The sequence below is a fragment of the Nonomuraea sp. NPDC050790 genome (assembly GCF_044456745.1).
Taxonomy (GTDB): domain Bacteria; phylum Actinomycetota; class Actinomycetes; order Streptosporangiales; family Streptosporangiaceae; genus Nonomuraea.
The window spans coordinates 343,876-362,912 of the sequence record NZ_JBITGF010000006.1 but is presented as its reverse complement, the minus strand read 5'-3'; the positions used below and the strand labels follow the sequence as shown (position 1 = coordinate 362,912).

At 69.9% G+C, this 19,037-nt stretch carries 16 protein-coding genes and 1 tRNA gene; 6 read left to right on the top strand and 11 right to left on the bottom strand.

The features are described 5' to 3' along the window. Positions 1 to 126: 126 nt before the first annotated feature. Positions 127 to 1,125 (top strand): YihY/virulence factor BrkB family protein, encoded by a 999-nt coding sequence (locus tag ACIBEJ_RS31020; protein ID WP_397186405.1) that lies wholly within the window; start codon positions 127 to 129, stop codon positions 1,123 to 1,125. A 7-nt stretch (positions 1,126 to 1,132) separates the two neighbouring features. Here ACIBEJ_RS31020 and cysN read toward each other — a convergent pair whose 3' ends face one another. The 6 genes from cysN to ACIBEJ_RS30990 form a co-directional block, all read right to left on the bottom strand. Beyond that, positions 1,133 to 2,386 (bottom strand): sulfate adenylyltransferase subunit CysN, encoded by a 1,254-nt coding sequence (cysN, locus tag ACIBEJ_RS31015; protein WP_397186404.1) that lies wholly within the window; start codon positions 2,384 to 2,386, stop codon positions 1,133 to 1,135. Positions 2,387 to 2,388: 2 nt separating this feature from the next. Then, on the bottom strand, positions 2,389 to 3,303 hold the full coding sequence (gene cysD / locus ACIBEJ_RS31010; RefSeq protein ID WP_397186403.1) for a sulfate adenylyltransferase subunit CysD: 915 nt from the start codon (positions 3,301 to 3,303) through the stop codon (positions 2,389 to 2,391). Between the two features lie 18 nt (positions 3,304 to 3,321). After that, positions 3,322 to 4,086 carry a 3'(2'),5'-bisphosphate nucleotidase CysQ gene (locus ACIBEJ_RS31005; RefSeq protein WP_397186402.1) on the bottom strand — a complete coding sequence of 255 codons (765 nt, stop codon included), beginning with the start codon at positions 4,084 to 4,086 and terminating at the stop codon, positions 3,322 to 3,324. Continuing rightward, positions 4,086 to 5,525 carry a sugar transferase gene (locus ACIBEJ_RS31000; protein ID WP_397186730.1) on the bottom strand — a complete coding sequence of 480 codons (1,440 nt, stop codon included), beginning with the start codon at positions 5,523 to 5,525 and terminating at the stop codon, positions 4,086 to 4,088. Before ACIBEJ_RS31000 ends, ACIBEJ_RS31005 begins: the two co-directional genes overlap by 1 nt. Positions 5,526 to 5,639: 114 nt before the next feature. Next, the gene (gene pth, locus ACIBEJ_RS30995) at positions 5,640 to 6,224 is read right to left on the bottom strand and encodes an aminoacyl-tRNA hydrolase (protein ID WP_397186401.1); all 585 of its coding nucleotides are present in this window, start codon (positions 6,222 to 6,224) and stop codon (positions 5,640 to 5,642) included. Positions 6,225 to 6,324: 100 nt separating this feature from the next. Continuing rightward, positions 6,325 to 6,945 (bottom strand): 50S ribosomal protein L25/general stress protein Ctc, encoded by a 621-nt coding sequence (locus ACIBEJ_RS30990; RefSeq protein WP_397186400.1) that lies wholly within the window; start codon positions 6,943 to 6,945, stop codon positions 6,325 to 6,327. Positions 6,946 to 7,157: 212 nt separating this feature from the next. Here ACIBEJ_RS30990 and ACIBEJ_RS30985 point away from each other — a divergent pair, with 212 nt between their 5' ends. Next, the gene (locus ACIBEJ_RS30985) at positions 7,158 to 8,624 is read left to right on the top strand and encodes an alpha/beta hydrolase (RefSeq protein WP_397186399.1); all 1,467 of its coding nucleotides are present in this window, start codon (positions 7,158 to 7,160) and stop codon (positions 8,622 to 8,624) included. Here ACIBEJ_RS30985 and ACIBEJ_RS30980 read toward each other — a convergent pair. The 3 genes from ACIBEJ_RS30980 to ACIBEJ_RS30970 all read right to left on the bottom strand — a co-directional run bounded on the left by ACIBEJ_RS30980 (position 8,621) and on the right by ACIBEJ_RS30970 (position 11,244). Continuing rightward, entirely contained in the window at positions 8,621 to 9,598 is a 978-nt protein-coding gene (locus ACIBEJ_RS30980; protein ID WP_397186398.1) for a ribose-phosphate diphosphokinase, read from the bottom strand. The genes ACIBEJ_RS30985 and ACIBEJ_RS30980 overlap by 4 nt on opposite strands. Next, positions 9,595 to 11,046, bottom strand: coding sequence for a bifunctional UDP-N-acetylglucosamine diphosphorylase/glucosamine-1-phosphate N-acetyltransferase GlmU (gene glmU / locus ACIBEJ_RS30975; RefSeq protein WP_397186397.1), 1,452 nt, complete (start codon positions 11,044 to 11,046; stop codon positions 9,595 to 9,597). The genes ACIBEJ_RS30980 and glmU overlap by 4 nt, the downstream gene beginning before the upstream one ends. Positions 11,047 to 11,172: 126 nt before the next feature. Further along, positions 11,173 to 11,244: transfer RNA gene (locus tag ACIBEJ_RS30970), tRNA-Gln, on the bottom strand. A 317-nt stretch (positions 11,245 to 11,561) separates the two neighbouring features. On the opposite strand from ACIBEJ_RS30970, the gene ACIBEJ_RS30965 reads away from it, so the two are divergent. Genes ACIBEJ_RS30965 through ACIBEJ_RS30950 form a run of 4 tightly spaced genes read left to right on the top strand, consistent with a single transcriptional unit; the run spans position 11,562 to position 16,383 of the window. Continuing rightward, the gene (locus ACIBEJ_RS30965) at positions 11,562 to 12,500 is read left to right on the top strand and encodes an acyl-CoA desaturase (RefSeq protein WP_397186396.1); all 939 of its coding nucleotides are present in this window, start codon (positions 11,562 to 11,564) and stop codon (positions 12,498 to 12,500) included. 40 nt (positions 12,501 to 12,540) lie between these two features. Then, positions 12,541 to 13,446, top strand: coding sequence for a TetR family transcriptional regulator (locus ACIBEJ_RS30960; protein WP_397186395.1), 906 nt, complete (start codon positions 12,541 to 12,543; stop codon positions 13,444 to 13,446). A 53-nt stretch (positions 13,447 to 13,499) separates the two neighbouring features. Then, the gene (locus tag ACIBEJ_RS30955; protein WP_397186394.1) at positions 13,500 to 15,560 is read left to right on the top strand and encodes an RNA degradosome polyphosphate kinase; all 2,061 of its coding nucleotides are present in this window, start codon (positions 13,500 to 13,502) and stop codon (positions 15,558 to 15,560) included. Next, positions 15,553 to 16,383 carry an NUDIX domain-containing protein gene (locus ACIBEJ_RS30950; protein ID WP_397186393.1) on the top strand — a complete coding sequence of 277 codons (831 nt, stop codon included), beginning with the start codon at positions 15,553 to 15,555 and terminating at the stop codon, positions 16,381 to 16,383. Before ACIBEJ_RS30955 ends, ACIBEJ_RS30950 begins: the two co-directional genes overlap by 8 nt. Here ACIBEJ_RS30950 and ACIBEJ_RS30945 read toward each other — a convergent pair. Next, entirely contained in the window at positions 16,358 to 17,548 is a 1,191-nt protein-coding gene (locus tag ACIBEJ_RS30945; protein ID WP_397186392.1) for a cytochrome P450, read from the bottom strand. The two genes, ACIBEJ_RS30950 and ACIBEJ_RS30945, sit on opposite strands and share 26 nt — an antisense overlap. After that, complete coding sequence (locus ACIBEJ_RS30940; RefSeq protein WP_397186391.1) at positions 17,545 to 19,005, bottom strand: CHAD domain-containing protein; 1,461 nt, start codon at positions 19,003 to 19,005, stop codon at positions 17,545 to 17,547. Before ACIBEJ_RS30940 ends, ACIBEJ_RS30945 begins: the two co-directional genes overlap by 4 nt. Between the last annotated feature and the right edge of the window lie 32 nt (positions 19,006 to 19,037).

Genomic DNA, 19,037 nt, shown 5'->3' with positions numbered 1-19,037 from the left:
CGGAGTAATCGCGCAGTCACCGAAAGGGCAAATGATCTACCTGGCGTTCGAAGTCGCCGCAGGGTCCGCGGTGGTGGTTAGCTGTGCGGCGTGGGATCCGCGACATTAGTACCCCAAACCCGCACGATGGAGCTTTCCGCCGATCATGCGTGGACCACCCTGCGCGCCTACGGCCTGCGCCGCCTGGCTCATGACTCGTTCGTCCGGTTCCGGTACGGCGACGGCATGAGCCACTCCAGGGCCCTGGCGTTCCAGATGTGCCTGTCGATCATCCCGGGCGCCATCGCCCTGGTCGGCCTCAGCTCCGTCACCGACCAGGAACAACTCGGCGAGGTGCTCCAGCTCGCCCTCAGCCGCCTCGCGCCGGGCGAGGGCGGCGCCTCGGTCATCGACGTGCTCGGCGGCGGCTCGCGCCGCGACGCGCTGGCCCTGTGGCTGGGCCTGGTCACCTCGGTGGTGTCGCTGACGTCCACGATGGCGCAGGTCGAGCGGGGCGCCAACCGCATCTACGGCATGGAGCGCGACCGACCCTTCCATCGCAAGTACGGCAGAGCCGTCATCCTGGCCCTGACCGCCGGAGCCCTCATGGTGACCGGCTTCGTGGCCATGGTGGGCGGCGCGGCCATCGGCGGCGCGCTGGCCCAGGTGTGGGGATGGACGGATGAGCAGCATCTGGCGTTCGACGTGCTGCGATGGCCGGTGGGGTTCCTGCTGGCGCTGGTGTCGACCTCCGTGCTGTTCCGGGCCTCGCCCAGGCGGCGGCAGCCCGGGCACACGTGGCTGGCGTTCGGGGCGCTGGTGACGCTGGTGCTGTGGACCTCGTTCACCCTCGCCCTGGCCCTCTACACCGACAAGAGCGGCACCTTCGGCAGCACCTACGGCCCGCTGACCACGGTGATGGCGCTGCTGCTGTGGGCGTTCCTGAGCTCGATCGCGCTGTTCCTGGGGCTGGCGTTCGCGGCGCAGTTGGAGGCGGCGCGGGCCGGGGAGCCGGACCCGGCGCTGCCGGACGTGGGGCCGAGCGCCCTGGAGGAACGCGAGCCCCTGGTCGGCGCGGTGGGGACGGCGGCCATCGCCGCCCTCCGCACCGCCTACCGCCTGCTCAGGAGGCGCCGCCGGCGATGACCCCGGGTCAGCGCGACTCCATGACCATGCCGGCGCCCACCGTGGTGTTGGTGGACTCGTCGACCAGGATGAACCCGCCGGTCGAACGGTTGCGCGCGTAGTCGTCCACGAACAGCGGCTGCGTCACCCGCAGCGAGACCCGCCCGATCTCGTTCAGGCCGAGGCCGGTGGCGCTCTCGTCGCGGTGGAGCGTGTTGACGTCGAGCCGGTAGTGCAGGTCGCGCACCATCGCCCGCGCGGTGCGGGTGGTGTGCTTGATGACCAGCTTGGAACGCGGCGCGAGCTTGGTGGCGTCGGTCATCCAGCAGACCATCGCCTCCAGCTCCTGCGCGGCGCTGGGCTGGTTGTTGGGCCGGCAGATCATGTCGCCGCGCGAGATGTCGATCTCGTCCTCCAGGCGCAGCGTCACCGACATGGGCGGGAACGCCTCCTCGACGGGCCCGTCGAAGGTGTCGATGGAGGCGATCCTGCTGGTCAGGCCGGAGGGCAGGTGGAGCACCTCGTCGCCCGGCTTCAGCACGCCGCCGGCCACCTGGCCCGCGTAGCCTCGGTAGTCGTGGAACTCGGTCTTGTGCGGCCGGATCACGTACTGGACCGGGAAGCGCACGTCGACCAGGTTTCTGTCGGAGGCGATGTGCACGTTCTCCAGGTGGTGGAGCAGCGAGCTGCCGTGGTACCAGGGGGTGCTCTCCGAGCGGGACACGACGTTGTCGCCGTGGAGGGCGGAGATCGGGATGAAGGTCAGGTCGGACACGTTGAGCTTGGAGGCGAAGGAGGTGAACTCCTCGCGGATCTCCTCGAAGCGCTCCTCGGAGTAGTCGACCAGGTCCATCTTGTTGACCGCGAGCACCAGGTGCGGCACCCGCAGCAGCGTGGTCAGGAACGCGTGGCGGCGCGACTGCTCCAGCACGCCCTTGCGGGCGTCGATGAGGATGATGGCCAGGTCGGCGGTGGAGGCGCCGGTGACCATGTTGCGCGTGTACTGGATGTGCCCGGGGGTGTCGGCGATGATGAACTTGCGCCGCGGGGTCGCGAAGTAGCGGTAGGCGACGTCGATCGTGATGCCCTGCTCGCGCTCGGCCCGCAGTCCGTCGGTGAGCAGCGACAGGTCGGTGTACTCGGTGCCGCGGTCGCGCGAGGTGCGCTCGACCGCCTCCAACTGGTCCTCGAAGATCGCCTTGGAGTCGTAGAGCAGGCGCCCGATGAGGGTGGACTTTCCGTCGTCGACGGAGCCGGCGGTGGCGAAACGAAGAATGTCCATCTTTAGAAGTAGCCCTCGCGCTTGCGGTCTTCCATTGCGGCTTCTGAAGCGCGGTCGTCGGCCCTGGTGGCGCCGCGCTCGGTGATGCGGGTGGCCGCGATCTCCTCGATGATCTCCTCGACCGTGGCGGCGGCCGACTGGACGGCGCCGGTGCAGGTCATGTCGCCGACGGTGCGGTAGCGCACCACGGCCTCGAACAGCGGCTCGTCGTCGCCGCGCTGGACGACCGGCGCGTCGGGCAGGAGCATGCCGTCGCGCTCGAACACCTTGCGGGTGTGGGCGTAGTAGATCGAGGGGATCTCGATGCCCTCGCGGCGGATGTAGTCCCAGATGTCGAGCTCGGTCCAGTTGGACAGCGGGAAGACCCGGATGTGCTCGCCCTTGCGGATGCGGGAGTTGTAGAGGTTCCACAGCTCGGGGCGCTGGTTCTTCGGGTCCCACTGGCCGAAGTCGTCGCGGAAGGAGAAGACGCGCTCCTTGGCCCTGGCCTTCTCCTCGTCGCGGCGGGCGCCGCCGAAGACCGCGTCGAACTCGTGCTCCTCGATCGCGTCGAGCAGCGTCGTGGTCTGCAGGCGGTTGCGCGAGGCCCGCCGTCCGGTCTCCTCGGTGACCCGGCCGGCGTCGATGGACTCCTGCACGCTGGCCACCACGAGGCGGGCGCCGAGCTCGGCGGCCCTGCGGTCGCGGAACTCGATCACCTCCTCGAAGTTGTGCCCGGTGTCGACGTGCATCAGCGGGAACGGCAGCGGCGCCGGCCAGAAGGCCTTCTCGGCGATGCGGAGCATGACGATCGAGTCTTTGCCGCCGGAGAAGAGCAGACAGGGACGCTCGAACTCCGCGGCCACCTCACGCATGATGTGGATGGCCTCGGCCTCGAGAACGTCTAGCTGCGACGTGGTGTAGTCGCGCTGGAGCATGGGGCTTCCTCCGGCGTGTCAGCGGTGCAGGTCCCGAATTCCGGCGAGCAACGTTGGCGCCAGCTCCGGTAGGGAAACAAGGATATCCGGTAGCGAGGGGTCGAGCTGGTTGTAGGTCAGCTCCGAGCCGTCGATCCGGCTGGCGTGGGCCCCCGCGGCCTGGGCGACGGCGACCGGTGCGGCGGAGTCCCACTCGTACTGTCCGCCTGCGTGAACGTAGGCTTCGACGTCTCCGGTCAGCACCGCGGAGATCTTCGCCCCGGCCGAGCCGATGGGCACGAGGTCGGCCCCGACGAGATAGGCAAGTCTTTGCACGAACTCCGGCGGCCTGGTGCGGCTCACGGCGATCCTGAACCTGCCCTTGTCATAGGCGGGCAGCTTCGGCGGCTCGCCGGTGGTGAGCGTGCGCCCTTGCGCGGGCAGCGCCACCGCGCCCGCGGTCAGCGCCCCGCGCTCCCACAGCGCCACGTGCACGGCCCAGTCGGCCCTGCCCTCCTCGGCGAACTCGCGGGTGCCGTCGAGCGGGTCGACGATCCACACGCGCTCGGCTCGCTGCCTGCGCGGATCCTCCCGCTCCTCGCGCGTGGCCTCCTCCGACAGCACGCTGTCGCTCGGCCGCAGCCGCGCCAGCGCCTCCATCAGGTAGAGGTGGGCGCCCCGGTCACCGGCTTTGCGCAGCGCCGGCGCCTCGCCGAACCCTTCGCGCTCGCGGATCTCCAGCAGCCGCCTTCCCGCCTCTTCGGCAAGGTCGGAGGCGAGGGCGTGGTCGTCGCGAATCGTCATCAATAAGCTCCTTGCCCGCGGGCGACGGCCGACCAAGTCTTCCACAGGATCTGGAGGTCCAGCATGAGGGACCAGTTCTCAACGTAACGCAGGTCGAGGCGGACGGATTCCTCCCACGACAGATCGGATCTGCCGCTCACCTGCCACAGCCCGGTCAGTCCCGGACGAACCAGCAGCCGCCGCCTGACGTCGTCGCCGTAGCGCTCGACCTCCTCGGGCAGCGGCGGGCGCGGGCCGACGAGCGACATGTGCCCGCGGACCACGTTGATGAGCTGGGGCAGCTCGTCGAGCGAGTGCCGCCGCATCAGCGCGCCCAGCGAGGTCACGCGCGGGTCGTTGCGCACCTTGAACAGCACGCCGTCGGCGTCGCTGACGAGGGTGAGCTTCTGGTGCTCGGCGCCCTGGCGCATGGTGCGGAACTTCACGATCGTGAACAGCGCGCCGTCGCGGCCGACCCGCGTCTGCCGGAACAGCGCGGGTCCTGGACTGCTCGCCCGTACGGCTACCGCCAGCCCCACCAGCAACGGCGAGAGCGCCACCAGCAGCGAGGCGGCCACGAGCCGGTCGAAGACGTTCTTCACCAGTTGCCTGGCCCCGGCCAGCTCGGGATGCTCCACGTGCAGCAGCGCCAGCCCGGCCGCCGGGCGGATGCTGGTGCGCGGCCCGGCGACCTCCATGAGCGCGGGCGCGACGACCAGCTCGGTGTGGGTGCGCTCCAGCCGCCAGGCCAGCCGCCGCAGGGCCAGGCCGTCCATCTCCGGGCAGGCCAGGACGGCGACCGAGTCGGCCCCCGACTGCTCCACCACCAGCGGCGCGTCGCTGAACCCGCCCGCGACCGGCACCCCGGCCACGTCGTCGCCGGGCGCGTCCTCGGGCAGGCAGGCGGCCACCACCTCCATGCCGTGGTAGCGCTCGCGGCGGAAGCGCTCGACGAGCTCGGCGATCGAGGCGCGGTGCCCGACGGCGACCACGCGCCGCATGCACTCGCCTCGGGAGCGGCGCCGGTGCAGGGCGCGGCGCAGGCCGTACCGGAAGACGAGGGTGAGCAGGGTGGTGAGGGGCAGGGCGAGCACGACGTAGCCGCGCGCGACGTCGGTCTTGGTGAGGTAGGCGACGATGGCGGTGGCGGCGGTCAGCGCGAGGCCGCAGCGCACGACACGCTGGAACTCCTCGGGGCCGACCCCGAACATGCGCGGCTCGTAGGCGCGGTTGAGCGCGTTGGCGCAGACCCAGAGCAGCGGGAGCGCGGCGCTCAGCAGCAGGTACGGCGCGGCGTAGGGGGTCAGCTCGCCGAACCGGGCGAAGAAGGCCAGCGCCGCGCCCGCGCCTGCGCCGCCCAGGTCGGCCACCAGCGCCCGCAGCCGGTAGGCGCGGACCCAGCCGGGCACCCCGGGCGCGGCCTGCCAGACGAGGTCAGGTTGCGAACGGACGACGGCCATCAGCACCTCGCCCTTGCTCACGCCGCGCCTCCCCGTGACCGACCGTCAACGAATGGTCACCAGATAGTAGCGGCGGGCAACGACAGCCGGGTCGCGAACGGCTTTACGTGGTGATCAGCGTGGAGGGCCGGAAATGTTGAGGTCTGCCCGGTGGAACTCGTTCTGGGTGACTTCGAGGCCGCGTTCCATGAGCGACTCCACCACGTCCGCGGCCCGGTCGACCAGGAAGGCGAGGTCCTTGCGCTCGGCGGTGGCGAAGTCCTTGAGGACGTACGCGGCCGGGTCCATGCGGCCGGGCGGACGGCCGATGCCGAAGCGGACCCGCAGGTAGTCGCGGGTGCCGAAGACCTTGGTGATCGACTTGAGCCCGTTGTGGCCGTTGTCGCCGCCGCCCAGCTTGGCGCGCAGCGCGCCGTAGGGGACGTCGAGCTCGTCGTGGACGACGATCATCCGCTCGGGGGCGACCTTGTAGAAGTCGGCCAGCAGTTTGGCGGGGCCGCCGGAGAGGTTCATGTAGGTGAGGGGCTTGGCCAGGATCGCCGGCCGCGTCTCCAGGACGGCGGAGCGGCTCTTGTGGGCCTTGAACTTCCCGCCCGCGCGGGCAGCCAGCTCGTCGAGCACCATGAAGCCGGCGTTGTGCCGGTTTCCCGCGTATTCGTCGCCGGGATTGCCCAGCCCGACGATCAGCCAGCGGTCCAATGCGACTCCTTGCTCACGTGGCGGCCTGCCGTAACTCTACGAGAACACGGCGACGGGGCAGCCGGACGTTCCCGGCTGCCCCGTGCGGTGAAAGCGGGTGTTACTCGGTGCTCTCGCCCTCGGCGGCCTCGGGAGCGGCCTCGGCGGTCTCGCCCTCGGCGGCTTCCTCCTCCTCGGGGGCCTCGGTCGGCTTGGCGATGACCTGGAGCACGACGGTCTCCGGGTCGGCGGCCAGCGTGGAGCCCTGCGGGACGGCCAGGTCGGCGGCGGTGACCACGTGGCCGACCGCGAAGCCCTCGACGTCGACCTCGATGCCGGTGGGGATGTGGGTGGCCTCGGCCTCGACGCCGATGCTCATGAGCTGCTGGTCGAGGATGCCGTCGGAGTCGACGTCGCCGACGGTGGTGACGGGGATCTCGACGGTGACCTTCTCGCCGCGCTTGACCAGGAGCAGGTCGACGTGCTCGACGAAGCCCTTGATCGGGTCGCGCTGAACGCCCTTGGGCAGGGCCAGCTCGTCGACGCCGTCGCCCTTGAGGTGGATCAGGACGTTGGGCGTGCGCAGGGCGAGCAGGACCTCGTGGCCGGGCAGCGTGAGGTGCTTGGGGTCGATGCCGTGGCCGTAGAGGACGGCGGGCACCTTGTCGTTGCGACGGATCTTACGGGCGGCGCCCTTGCCGAACTCGGTGCGAGCCTCAGCGGCGATACGTACTTCAGACACGACATCTCCTAGGGATGCATGGATGGCGGAGTTCTCCGCGCTCCCCCTGACCCGCCCTAGCGGGAGGCGTTACGAGCGCGCAACCCTCACAGCCTACCGGCATCCCGGCCACTCGCCGACAGCATCGCGCACGGCACTAGCAACCGAGGTTGACTAAGCCGAAATTAGTCAACTACGGTTGCTTACGTTTCCGACCTATCTGAGGACCCCGAATGAAATGGATTGCCGCGCTCGTGCTGGGAGCCGGGGCGCTGACCGGCGTCTCCCACGCCGACGACGCCCTGGACCGCTTCCACCGGCAGGAGGTCACGTGGACCGCCTGCGCCGACGCCACCCTGGACCAGGCGGGCGCCCAGTGCGCCCAGGTCGAGGTGCCCCTGGACTACTCCGCGCCGCGGGGCCGTACCCTCAAGATCGCGATCTCCCGGCTCAAGGCCACCGACACCGCGCGGCGGCGCGGGATCATGCTCTCCAACCCCGGCGGGCCGGGCGGCGCGGGGCTGCACTTCATGCTGTACGTGCGCGGCGGGCTGACCCCCGAGGTCGCCTCGCGCTACGACCTGATCGGCATGGACCCTCGGGGCGTCGGGCGCAGCGCGCCGATCGACTGCGGCTGGCCGATCGGGCACATGCTCTGGTCGGCCGGGCTGACCAAGGCGGACTTCCGCGACGCCGTACGCACGCAGCGGGATCTGGCGCGGCGCTGCGAGCAGGAGGAAGGCGACAGGATCGCCCACATCACCACGCGTAACACCGCGCGCGACATGGACGTCGTCCGCGCGGCGCTCGGCGAGGCCAAGACCTCCTACCTGGGCTTCTCCTACGGCACCTATCTCGGCGCGGTCTACGCGCAGATGTTCCCGCGCCGGGCCGACCGGTTCGTGCTGGACAGCGCGATCGATCCGGCCGCCTACATGGCCACGTCGATCAGGAACCAGGGTCCCGCCAACGAGGCCGCGCTCGACGAGTGGGCCGCGTGGACGGCGGCCCGCGACGACGAGTACCGGCTCGGAAGCACCGGCGCGCAGGTGCGGGCCCGGGTCGAGAGCCTGGTCAGGCAGGCGGCCGAGTCGCCCATTCGCATCGGGACGCACCTGCTGGACGAGCGGTTCCTGCCGATGACGCTGTTCACGCTGCTGACGGACTCCCGCTACGACGCCCACCTGGCCGCGCGGGTCAGGCAGATCGCCGACGCGGCCGAGGGCCGGCCCGTCCAGCCGAGCCCAGACCTCGACCAGGAACTGCGCCTCCACCTGTACGGCGAGCCGAGCGACCTCTCCGGCCAGGCGGCGGTGATCTGCGGCGACGCCGCCGTGCCGAGGAACCCGGACTGGTACTGGCGCAACGTCCAGCGCAGCCGGGCCACGCAGCCGGTGTTCGGGGCCTATGCGAACAACATCACGGCCTGCGCCTTCTGGCCGGCGCCGCTGGAGCCGCCGACCGTGGTGCGCAACGACGTTGCCGCGCTGATCGTGCAGGCCACGCGGGACACCAGGACCGTCCACCGGGAAGGGGTGGCGCTGCGGCGGGCCATGACGGGCTCGCGGCTGGTCACGCTCCAGGACGTGCGCATGCACGGAATCCTGGGCCGGCTGCGGAACGCCTGCGTGGAGGACGCGGTCAACGCCTACTTCCGCGACGGCGTCCTGCCCGCAGCCGACCTCACCTGCCGTGCCTAGGAGTCGCCCTCGAACAGGCTGGTCACGCTGCCGTCGCTGAACACCTCGGTGATCGCCCGCGCGATCAGCGGGGCGATGGACAGCACGGTCAGCTTGTCGAAGAGCTGCTCCTCGCGCAGGGGCAGCGTGTTGGTCACGATGACCTCGGAGATGCGCGAGTTCTTCAGCCGGTCGACGGCCGGGTCGGAGAAGACGGCGTGGGTGGCCGCCACGATCACGTCGGTGGCCCCCTGCTCGTAGAGGGCGTCGGCGGCCTTGCAGATGGTGCCGGCCGTGTCGATCATGTCGTCGATCAGCACACAGGTACGGCCGCGCACCTTGCCGACCACCTCGTTGACCTTCACCTGGTTGGCCACGTCGAGGTCGCGGCGCTTGTGGATGAAGGCCATCGGGGTGCCGAGCGTGTCGGCCCAGCGCTCCGACAGCCGCACGCGGCCGGTGTCGGGCGAGACGATCGTGGTGTTCTCCAGGTCGAGCTTGTCCTTGAGGTAGCGCTCCAGGACCGGCATGGCGAACAGGTGATCCACCGGGCCGTCGAAGAAGCCCTGGATCTGCGAGGTGTGCAGGTCGATCGACATCAGCCGGTCGGCGCCCGCGGTCTTGAACATGTCGGCCATCAGGCGGGCGGTGATCGGCTCGCGGCCGCGGCCCTTCTTGTCCTGGCGGGCGTAGCCGAAGAACGGCATGACCACGGTGATGCGCTTGGCGGAGGCCCGCTTCAGCGCGTCGACCATGATGAGCTGTTCCATGATCCACTTGTTGATCGGGGCGGTGTGGCTCTGGATGACGAAGGCGTCGCAGCCGCGTACCGACTCCAGGTAACGGGCGTAGATCTCGCCGTTGGCGAAGTCGTGGAGCTTGGTCGGGGTCAGGGACACGCCGACGTTCCTGGCCACTTCCTCCGCCAGCTCGGGGTGGGCCCGGCCGGAGAAGAGCATCAGCTCTTTCTCACCCGGCTGCTTGATGCTGGTCACGTGCCACTCTCCTGCTGCTCTTGCTCGGCCAGCGCCCTTTCGGCGGCGGCGGCCGATTTCGTGCCCGCGCGCCTGCGCAAGACCCATTTCTCGATGTTGCGCTGCCGCGCTCTCGCCACCCCGATCGCTCCGGGCGGCACGTCGCCGTCGATGACCGATCCGGCGGCCGTGTAGGCGCCGTCTCCGACCGTCACCGGGGCGACGAGCATGCTGTCACACCCCACGAACGCGCCGTCGCGCACGGTGGTGCGATGTTTGTCCACGCCGTCGTAGTTGACGAAGATCACCGCGGCGCCGATGTTGACGTCGTCGCCGATCGTCGCGTCGCCCGCGTACGACAGGTGTGGCACCTTGGAACGCTCGCCGACCTGCGTGTTCTTCATCTCCACGAACGTCCCGGCCTTGGACTTGCGGCCGAGGACGGTGCCGGGGCGCAGGTAGGCGTACGGGCCGACGCTGGCCTCCGGGCCGATCTCGGCGCTGTCGCAGACCGCGTTGCGCACGACGGCGCCGGCGCCGACCGTGGTGTCGGTGAGCGTGGTGGCCGGGCCGATCTCGGCGGCCTCGTCCACGACGGTCGTGCCGTGGAGCTGGGTGCCGGGGTGGACGACGACGTCGGGCGCCAGCCGTACCTGGACGTCGATCCAGGTGGAGGCGGGGTCGACGACGGTGACGCCGGCGCGCATGTGGGCTTCGAGCACGCGCTGGTTGAGCACCTTGCGCGCGGACGCCAGTTGCACGCGGTCGTTGACGCCCTCGACCTCGACGTGGTCGCCGGCCACGTGCGCGCCGACGCGGTGGCCGTCCTCGCGCAGGATCGACAGCACGTCGGTGAGGTACTCCTCGCCCTGCGCGTTGTCCGTCGACACCCGCTTGACCGCGTCGGCCAGCAGGAGGCCGTCGAAGGCGTAGATGCCGGAGTTCATCTCGTCGATGGCGCGCTGGGCTTCGGTGGCGTCCTTGTGCTCGACGATCTGCAGCACGGCGCCTGACTCGTCGCGCACGATCCGCCCGTAGCCGGTCGGATCGGGCACCCGCGCGGTCAGCACGGTGACGGCGTTGCCGTCCTCGGCGTGCTGGGCGAGCAGGGCGGCGAGGGTCTCGGTGCGCAGCAGCGGCACATCGCCGTAGGTGACCAGCACCGTGCCGTTGATCGTGCCCGTCTCCTCCAGCACCGTGCGGACCGCGTGGCCGGTGCCGCGCTGCTCGTGCTGCACGACGGCGCGGGCGTCGGGGCTGCTCTCGGCGAGATGGGCGGCCACCCGCTCGCGCGCGTGGCCGATGACGACGATCAACCGCTCCGGCTCCAGGTCGCGGGCGGCGGCGAGCATGTGGTCGACCAACGCGCGGCCGCACACCTCATGGAGGACTTTCGGGGTCTGGCTCTTCATCCGGGTGCCCTCGCCTGCGGCGAGGACAATGACGGCTGCCGGGCGCGGCACACTCACGGACTGAGGCTCCCTGTGGCTGGACGGATCAGGGCTGTTGGTACGGCTACCGCACCGCTACCCTCCCGACACGCTGAGGATACCTGCCCGGTCCCAGCTGTCTCCCCAGGGGGACGACGTTCACGGCTCCCGGAAGAGGACTCGAACCCCTACAAAGTGGACCAAAACCACTTGTCCTGCCGATTAGACGATCCGGGACTGAACCGGACACCACGGGGAGTCCGATCTCCACACCTAACGATACCGAGCCCTGGGAGGACTACGCGCCCGGATATCCGGGCAGGGGAAGCCGGCCAAGGTGGGCCGTTGCGGCGGGGACCACGTCCGACGTGAGAAGCGACTCCCGCGATCGGCGGAAACCCGCGGCGGCGGGTGGGGGTGACCAGGCTTGCCGTAAAGGGAGACAGCAAAGACGGAGGCAAATCAACGGGCTTAGGGCTTCCTTACTTACGAGAGCGTAGGTTACGTTTGCGTAGCCAGGACATTCTCCCCATACACGTCGTGAGAGGCAGCCCATGACCGTTCTTGCCGAGCGTTCCGCCCCCGGTCCCAAGCCGGACGCCGATCCGGAGCCCAGGACCAAGGCCGAGCTCGTCACCTTCGGCCTGGTGGTCGGCCTGCCGCTGGTCGCCATCGCGGCCGCGGTGCCGTTCGCGTGGGGATGGGGGCTGGGCTGGACCGACATCGCGATCGCCTTCGTCTTCTACATCGTCTCCGGCCTGGGCGTCACCGTCGGCCTGCACCGCTACTTCACCCACGGCTCCTTCAAGGCCAAGCGCCCCCTCAAGATCGCGCTCGGCATCGCGGGCAGCCTGTCGCTGGAGATGTCGGTGCTCGACTGGGTCGCCACCCACCGCAAGCACCACAAGTTCTCCGACAAGGAGGGCGACCCGCACTCCCCCTGGCGCTTCGGCCCCGGCTTCAAGTCCCTGACCAAGGGCCTGCTCTACGCCCACATGGGCTGGATGTTCGACGCCGAGCGGACCAACCGGGAGAAGTACGCCCCCGACCTCGTCAAGGACGAGGACGTCGTCAAGCTGCACAAGTGGTTCGGGGCGCTGGCCATCACCTCGATCTTCCTGCCCGGCATCCTCGGCGGCCTGCTCACCTGGTCCTGGCAGGGCGCGCTGACCGCGCTGTTCTGGGGCTCGCTGGTCCGCATCGGCCTGCTGCACCACGTCACCTGGTCCATCAACTCCATCTGCCACGTGTTCGGCGAGGAGGAGTTCCAGGTACGCGACAAGTCCCGCAACGTGTGGTGGCTAGCGATCCCGTCCTTCGGCGAGTCGTGGCACAACCTGCACCATTCGGACCCGACCTGCGCCCGTCACGGCGCCCTCAAGGGGCAGATCGACCTCAGCGCCGGCCTGATCCGGATCTTCGAGAAGCTCGGCTGGGTCTACGACGTACGCTGGCCCACCCCCGAGCGCCTGGCGGCGAAGCGCATTGCCTGAGGCGACCGCTGTGTCGGTGGGCACTGCAATTATGGAGAATGTGACCACCGAACCCCGATCTCGCAGACGCATGTCAGGCCGGGAACGCCGAGAGCAGCTGATCCGCATCAGCCGCACGCTCTTCGCCGAGAAGGGCTTCGACGGGACCTCCATCGAGGAGATCGCGGCCACGGCCCAGGTCTCCAAGCCGGTCGTGTACGAGCACTTCGGGGGCAAGGAAGGCGTCTACGCCGTCGTCGTCGACCGCGAGATGCAGAAGCTGCTCGGCATGATCACCTCTGCCCTGGCGGCGTCCCACTCGCTGATCAAGCTGGAGCGCGCGGCACTGGCCCTGCTGCAGTACATCGAGGAGAGCAGCGAGGGGTTCCGCATCCTGGTGCGCGACTCCCACGCCGCCTCGGGCACGGGCACGTTCGCCAGCCTGATCAGCGAGATCGCCAGCCAGGTGGAGGACGTGCTCGCCGACGAGTTCGCCGGTCGCGGCTACGACCCCAAGCTCGCCCCCATGTACGCCCAGATGCTGGTCGGCATGGTGGCGCTCACCGGCCAGTGGTGGCTCGACGTGCGCAGGCCGGGGCGCGAGGAGGTGGCCGCGCACCTGGTCAACCTGGCCTGGAACGGCCTGACCGGCCTCAACCCGCAGCCGCGCATCACCGCCGCCACCCGCGAGGGCGCCGAACTGGCGGCCCACGCGCCGCCGCGGCCCAGCGAGAAGGAGCTGCGGGAGCTGGAGAAGCTGCGCGAGCGCGAGGCCAAGGAGGCCGAGAAGATCCGCCAGCGCGAGCTGAAGGAGGCGGAGAAGGCCAGGCTGCGCGAGCTCAAGGAGCGTGAACGGCTCCTCAAGGAAGCGGAGAAGGCTCAGGAGAAGGAGGACAAGCTGCGCCAGCGCGAGGCGCGGCTGGCCGAACGTGCCGCGAAACTGGGCCATCCGGACCAGTCTGAGTAAGCCGTTGAGACGTCGTTAACGTTCTGTTCAATCAAAGGGGGCATATTTCTCATATGTCCGCGGAACTGCTGCAACCTGGAAACGACCTGCCCCTCCCCCAGGAGCGGTTCCTCAACCGTGAGGAGAGCTGGCTCCAGTTCAACCAACGGGTGCTGGAACTGGCCGAAGACGACTCGCTCCCCCTTCTGGAGCGGGTGCGCTTCCTCGCGATCTTCGCGAGCAACCTGGACGAGTTCTTCCGGGTGCGGGTGGCGGGTCTCAAACGACGCATGGCCACCGGCCTGCTGCTGCGGACCAAGAGCGGGCTGAAGCCCCGCGAGGAGCTCGCCAGGATCGCCAGCGTCGCCGGCGACCTGGCCAAGCGGCACGCGGCGGTCTTCCACGAGCGGATCAGCCCGCAGCTCGCCGGCGAGGGCATCGAGATCGTCCGCTGGGACGACCTCGGCCGCGAGGAGCGCACCGAGCTGCGCAAGCTGTTCAGGGAACGCATCCGCCCGGTGCTCACGCCGCTGGCGGTGGACCCCGCCCACCCTTTTCCCTACATCTCCGGCCTGAGCCTCAACCTCGCCGTCGTGGTGCGCAACCCGACGAACGGCCACACGGTCTTCGCCCGGGTGAAGGTCCCGTCGCAGTTGCCGAGGTTCGTCACCGCCTCGAAGGATCGGTTCGTCCCCCTTGAGGATGTGATCGCGGCCCATCTCGGCCAGTTGTTCAAGGGCATGGAGATCGTCCAGCACCACGTCTTCCGCGTCACCCGCAACGAGGATCTCGACGTGGACGAGGACGTCACCGAGAACCTCATGAAGGCGCTGGAGAAGGAACTGCTCAAGCGGCGCTTCGGCCCGCCGGTCCGGCTGGAGGTCGAGGACACGATCACCGCCGAGGTGCTCGACCTGCTCGTCGAGGAGCTGGGCGTCGCGCCGCACGAGATCTACCGGGTCGCCGGGCCGCTCGACCTGACCGGTCTGCACGCCATCGCCGACCTGGACCGGGGCGAGCTCAGCTACCGGCCGTTCGTGCCGGCGGAAGCCGTACACGCCGATGACGACGTCTTCGCCGTGCTGCGCGAGCGCGACGTGCTCCTGCACCACCCCTACGACTCCTTCGCCACCAGCGTGCAGCGCTTCATCGAGGAGGCGGCGACCGACCCGCGCGTACTGGCGATCAAGCAGACCCTCTACCGCACCAGCGGCGACTCCCCGATCGTGGACGCGCTCATCGAGGCGGCCGAAGCCGGCAAGCAGGTCGTCGTGGTCGTGGAGATCAAGGCCCGCTTCGACGAGCACGCCAACATCTCCTGGGCCCGCAAGCTGGAGCGCGCCGGCTGCCACGTCGTCTACGGCGTCGTGGGCCTGAAGACCCACTGCAAACTCGCCCTCGTCGTACGGCAGGAGCCGTCCGGAGAGCTGCGCCGCTACTGCCACATCGGCACCGGCAACTACAACCCCAAGACCGCCAGGCAGTACGAGGACTTCGGCCTGCTGACCTCCGACCCGCTGGTCGGCGAGGACGTCACCGACCTGTTCATCCACCTGACCGGCTACTCCAACCACTCCGCCTACCGGCGCCTGCTGGTCGCCCCGCACTCGCTGCGCGGCGGCCTGCTGGCCAGGATCGAGCGGGAGATCGCCCACCAGCAGGCCGGGCGCCCCGCCAGGATCCGGATCAAGACGAACTCGCTGGTCGACGAGCCCCTCATCGACGCCCTGTACCGGGCCTCGCGCGCGGGCGTGCCGGTGGACCTCTGGGTACGCGGCATCTGCATCCTTCGCCCGGGAATCCCCGACCTGTCGGAGAACATCCGCGTACGCTCCATCCTCGGCCGTTTCCTGGAGCACTCACGGGTCTACGAGTTCGGGCTCGGCCGCCGCCCCGAGGTGTGGGTGGGCAGCGCCGACCTCATGCGCCGCAACCTGGACCGCAGGGTCGAGGCCCTGGTCAAGGTGACCGGCCAGCAGCACAAGGCGTACCTCATCGAGCTGATGGACCTGGCCATGGCCGACACCACCAACGCCTGGTGGCTGACGTCCGACGGCACCTGGGTGCGGCACCAGGGCGAGGACCTGCAGACCCACCTCATCGGCACCCGCCGCTGGAGAACCGTTGATGACTGAGATCTTCCGGGCCGCCGGAGCGGTGGTCTGGCGAGGCGACCCCCACGACCCCGAGGTGGCGCTGATCCACCGAGACCGTTACAACGACTGGACCTTCCCCAAGGGCAAGCTGAAGACCGGCGAGCACATGATCGCCGCCGCGGTGCGCGAGGTGCGCGAGGAGACCGGCATCACCGCGCGCCTGGGCCGGGCCCTGCCGCCGATCCACTACCTGTTCAAGGGCCGGCTCAAGCGGGTCGACTACTGGGCCGCCCAGGTGGCCGACGAGGCGCCGTTCGTACCGAACGACGAGGTCGACGCCCTGGAGTGGGTGCCGGTCGCCGAAGCTCGCGCCCGGCTCACTTACTCCTGGGACGGCGGCCTGCTGCACGCGCTGACCGCCGTCCCCCTGCGCACCGTCCCCCTCATCCTGGTACGGCACGGCGCCGCCGGATCCCGGCAGCGGTGGAAGGGCGACGACGACCTGCGCCCGCTGGACGCGGAAGGCTGGGTGCAGGCGGCCACGATCGCCCAGGTGCTGCCCGCCTACCGCCCCGAGACGCTGCTCAGCTCGCCGAGCCTGCGCTGCGTGCAGACGATGGAGGCGTACTCCACCGACATCACCACCGATCCGCTGCTCAGCGAGCGCCAGCAGGACGCCGACAAGACGCCCGCGCTGGTGAACGGCATCACCGTGCCCGCCGCCGTGTGCAGCCACGGGAAGGTGCTGCCGCACCTGATCTCGTCGCTCAGCGGCGTCGACGTCCACCTGCGCAAGGGCGCCTTCGCCGTCCTGCACCGCGTGGGCACCACGACGGTCAGCGTCGAACGCTATTCCACGTGACGGGCAGCTTCGCGAAGCCCTGGGTCAGCCGGCCGGTGTTCACCTCGAGATCGTGCAGCGGCACGGCGAGGCGCAGGCCCGCGAAGCGCTGGAAGAGCCGGCTGAAGACCGCCTCCAGCTCGACCCTGGCCAGGGTGGCGCCGAGGCAGAACCTCGGGCCGTACCCGAAGCCGAGGTGCGGGTCGCCGGGTCTGCGGTGCAGGTCGAAGACGTCGGGGTCGGGGAAGACCCGTTCGTCCCGGTTGGCGGCGTCGGTGGACAGCAGCACCGCCTCACCCTTGCGGATGGTCAGCCCGCCGTACTCGATGTCCTCGCGGGCGTAGCGCGGGATGCCGTGCAGGCTGGGCACGGCCATGCGCAGGATCTCCTCGACCGCGGCGGGCGCCAGCGACGGGTCGGCCTCCAGCTCGGCGAGCTGGTCGGGACGCTCCAGCAGGAGCAGCACGCCGTAGTCGATGCGGCCGACGGTCGTCTCGTGGCCGGCGAACAGCAGGCCGCCGGCCAGCCGGGCGATCGTGCCGTCGTCGTCGATGACGCCGGCCAGGTCGGTCAGCACGTCCTCGCCCGGCTCGCGGCGCTTCCTGTCGATCAGCCCGGCCATGTACGCGCCCATCTCGGCACGTGCCGCCTCGCCCCTGGCCACGTCCTCGACGTCGCCCATGCGGACGGAGACCTCGCCGAAGTAGCCCCTGTCCTCGAACGGCACGCCGAGCAACTGGCAGATCACCAGCACCGGCAGCGGGAAGGACAGCTCGGCGTGCAGGTCGACGGGCGGGGTCAGGCCGGCCAGATGGTCCAGGCGCTCGTCGACCAGTGTTCCGACGTGCTCGGCCAGCGCCTTCATCCGGCGGGCGGAGAACGAAGGCTGGAACAGTCGCCGCATCCGCTCGTGGTCGGCCTTCTCGCTCGCGTACTCGCCCTGCGGGCCGCCCAGCAGCGCCGAGCCGGAGACGCGCGGCGCCTTCTCCGGCTCGGGGTGCGAGCGTCCGAGCCGCGGCTCGGCGAACAGTCTGCGGGCGTCCTCGTAGCCGCTGACCAGCCAGACCTCGTCGCCGGTCCGGCTTCTGACCTTGGCTATGCCGTGCTTCAGCCGCAGCTCGCGGTAGGCGGCCGGGACGTCCAGTGGATTGGTGCGCTCGAACGGGATGACGGGGAGCTCACTCATAGGATCTTTCTAACAGCCTCCACCGTCTTCTCCCAGACCGCCGGGAACTCGGCGTGCGCACGCTCGGCCGTGGTCTTCTCGATGCCGATGAGCAGGCCGTAGGTGAAGGTGTCCTCGCCCGCCTGCCGCGCGCTCTCGGCCTCCTTGGCGAGCGTCTCCTGCGCGACCACCCCGTCCTGATACTGCCCCAGCACCTCCTGTACGGCTTCCGCGTGCTTGGCCAGCTTCTTCATCCCGAGCGCCTCGGCCGTGTAGCGGGCGCGCTTGGCCGCCTTGCGCACGTCGTGCATGGCGATCTCGCGGCGTTCCTCGTCCTCGATGGCCTGCGCCTCGTCGTAGGCGTCGGTGACCCGCTTCCAGTTCTTGGCCGCCACGCCCTGGAGCGTCGCCTCGGCCGGTTTGCCCGCGGGCTTGGCCAGTTCGGGCTCGGCCAGGAGCCGGTCCAGGTCTTCGAGCAGCGTGTAGTAGCGGTCGCTGCTCAGCGCCTCCCTGATCCGGTTGTAGGAGTCCTGCTCGCGCTTGTGCAGGTCGTCGCTCAGGCGCTCCTGGATGGGGCCGTGGATCAGGCCGGGGGCCAGCGACTCCAGGTGGCGGGCGAACCTGGCCCTGGTCACCTCAAGGTCGCGGGCCTCGCCCAGGACCGTTCCCAGCCAGCGCAGCTCGTCCTGGACGTGGTCGGTGCCGGTGATGATGCTCTTGAACGCCTTCAGCGCGCTGCGCATGCGCCTGGCGGCCACGCGAGCCTGGTGAACGGCGTCTTCCTCGGCCCGCCGTACCCTGGGATCCTGCGACAGCAGCGCGCTGACCTGGCTGTCGAGGTAGTCCATGACGACCTCGCCCGCGGTGCCCGCCTTGGCGGGCCCGGCCGGGCGGGGCGGACGGTCGAGCAGCCGGGCGAGCTTGCTGGACGACTCCGACGGCGTGGCGCCCGCCTTCACGAGCCGTTTGCCCACCTTGGCGAGGAGGGCCTCGTCGCCTCCTTCGAGCAGTTCCGCCTCGACCTCGCGCCACCGCTCCACCCGCTGCTCGGCGCCGAAGACCGTGCCCTTGACCCGGTCGTCGGCGATCTCCACCAGCGGGGTGCCGTCGCCGGAGATGACGGTGACGTTCCGGCGGGTGTCCAGCTCGGCGACCGGCACCAGCTCCGCGCCCCTGGTGAAGGCCCGCACCAGGTTCTCCAGCGGCGCCGGCACGACCTTGGTGCTGCGCGTCAGCGGGTGCGTGATCTCCTGACGCGCGCCCTTGGCCTTGGGGAGTTTCAGGTGCCACCCGGGGTCGGAGCCGCCTCGCCTGCGCCGCAACGTGACCCCGCGAGCGGCCAGGCGCAGATCGGGCGTGTCGTAGTAGAGCGCCACGAGCTGATGGCTCTTCGGTCCGGCCACGTCACCGATCTTGCTCAGATCCGGCACGGTGTAGTCGTCGGCGACGTCGAACTTGTCTTCGATCTCGATGCCCACAGCACCTCGCAAGTGTCCGATTTCGGAACATC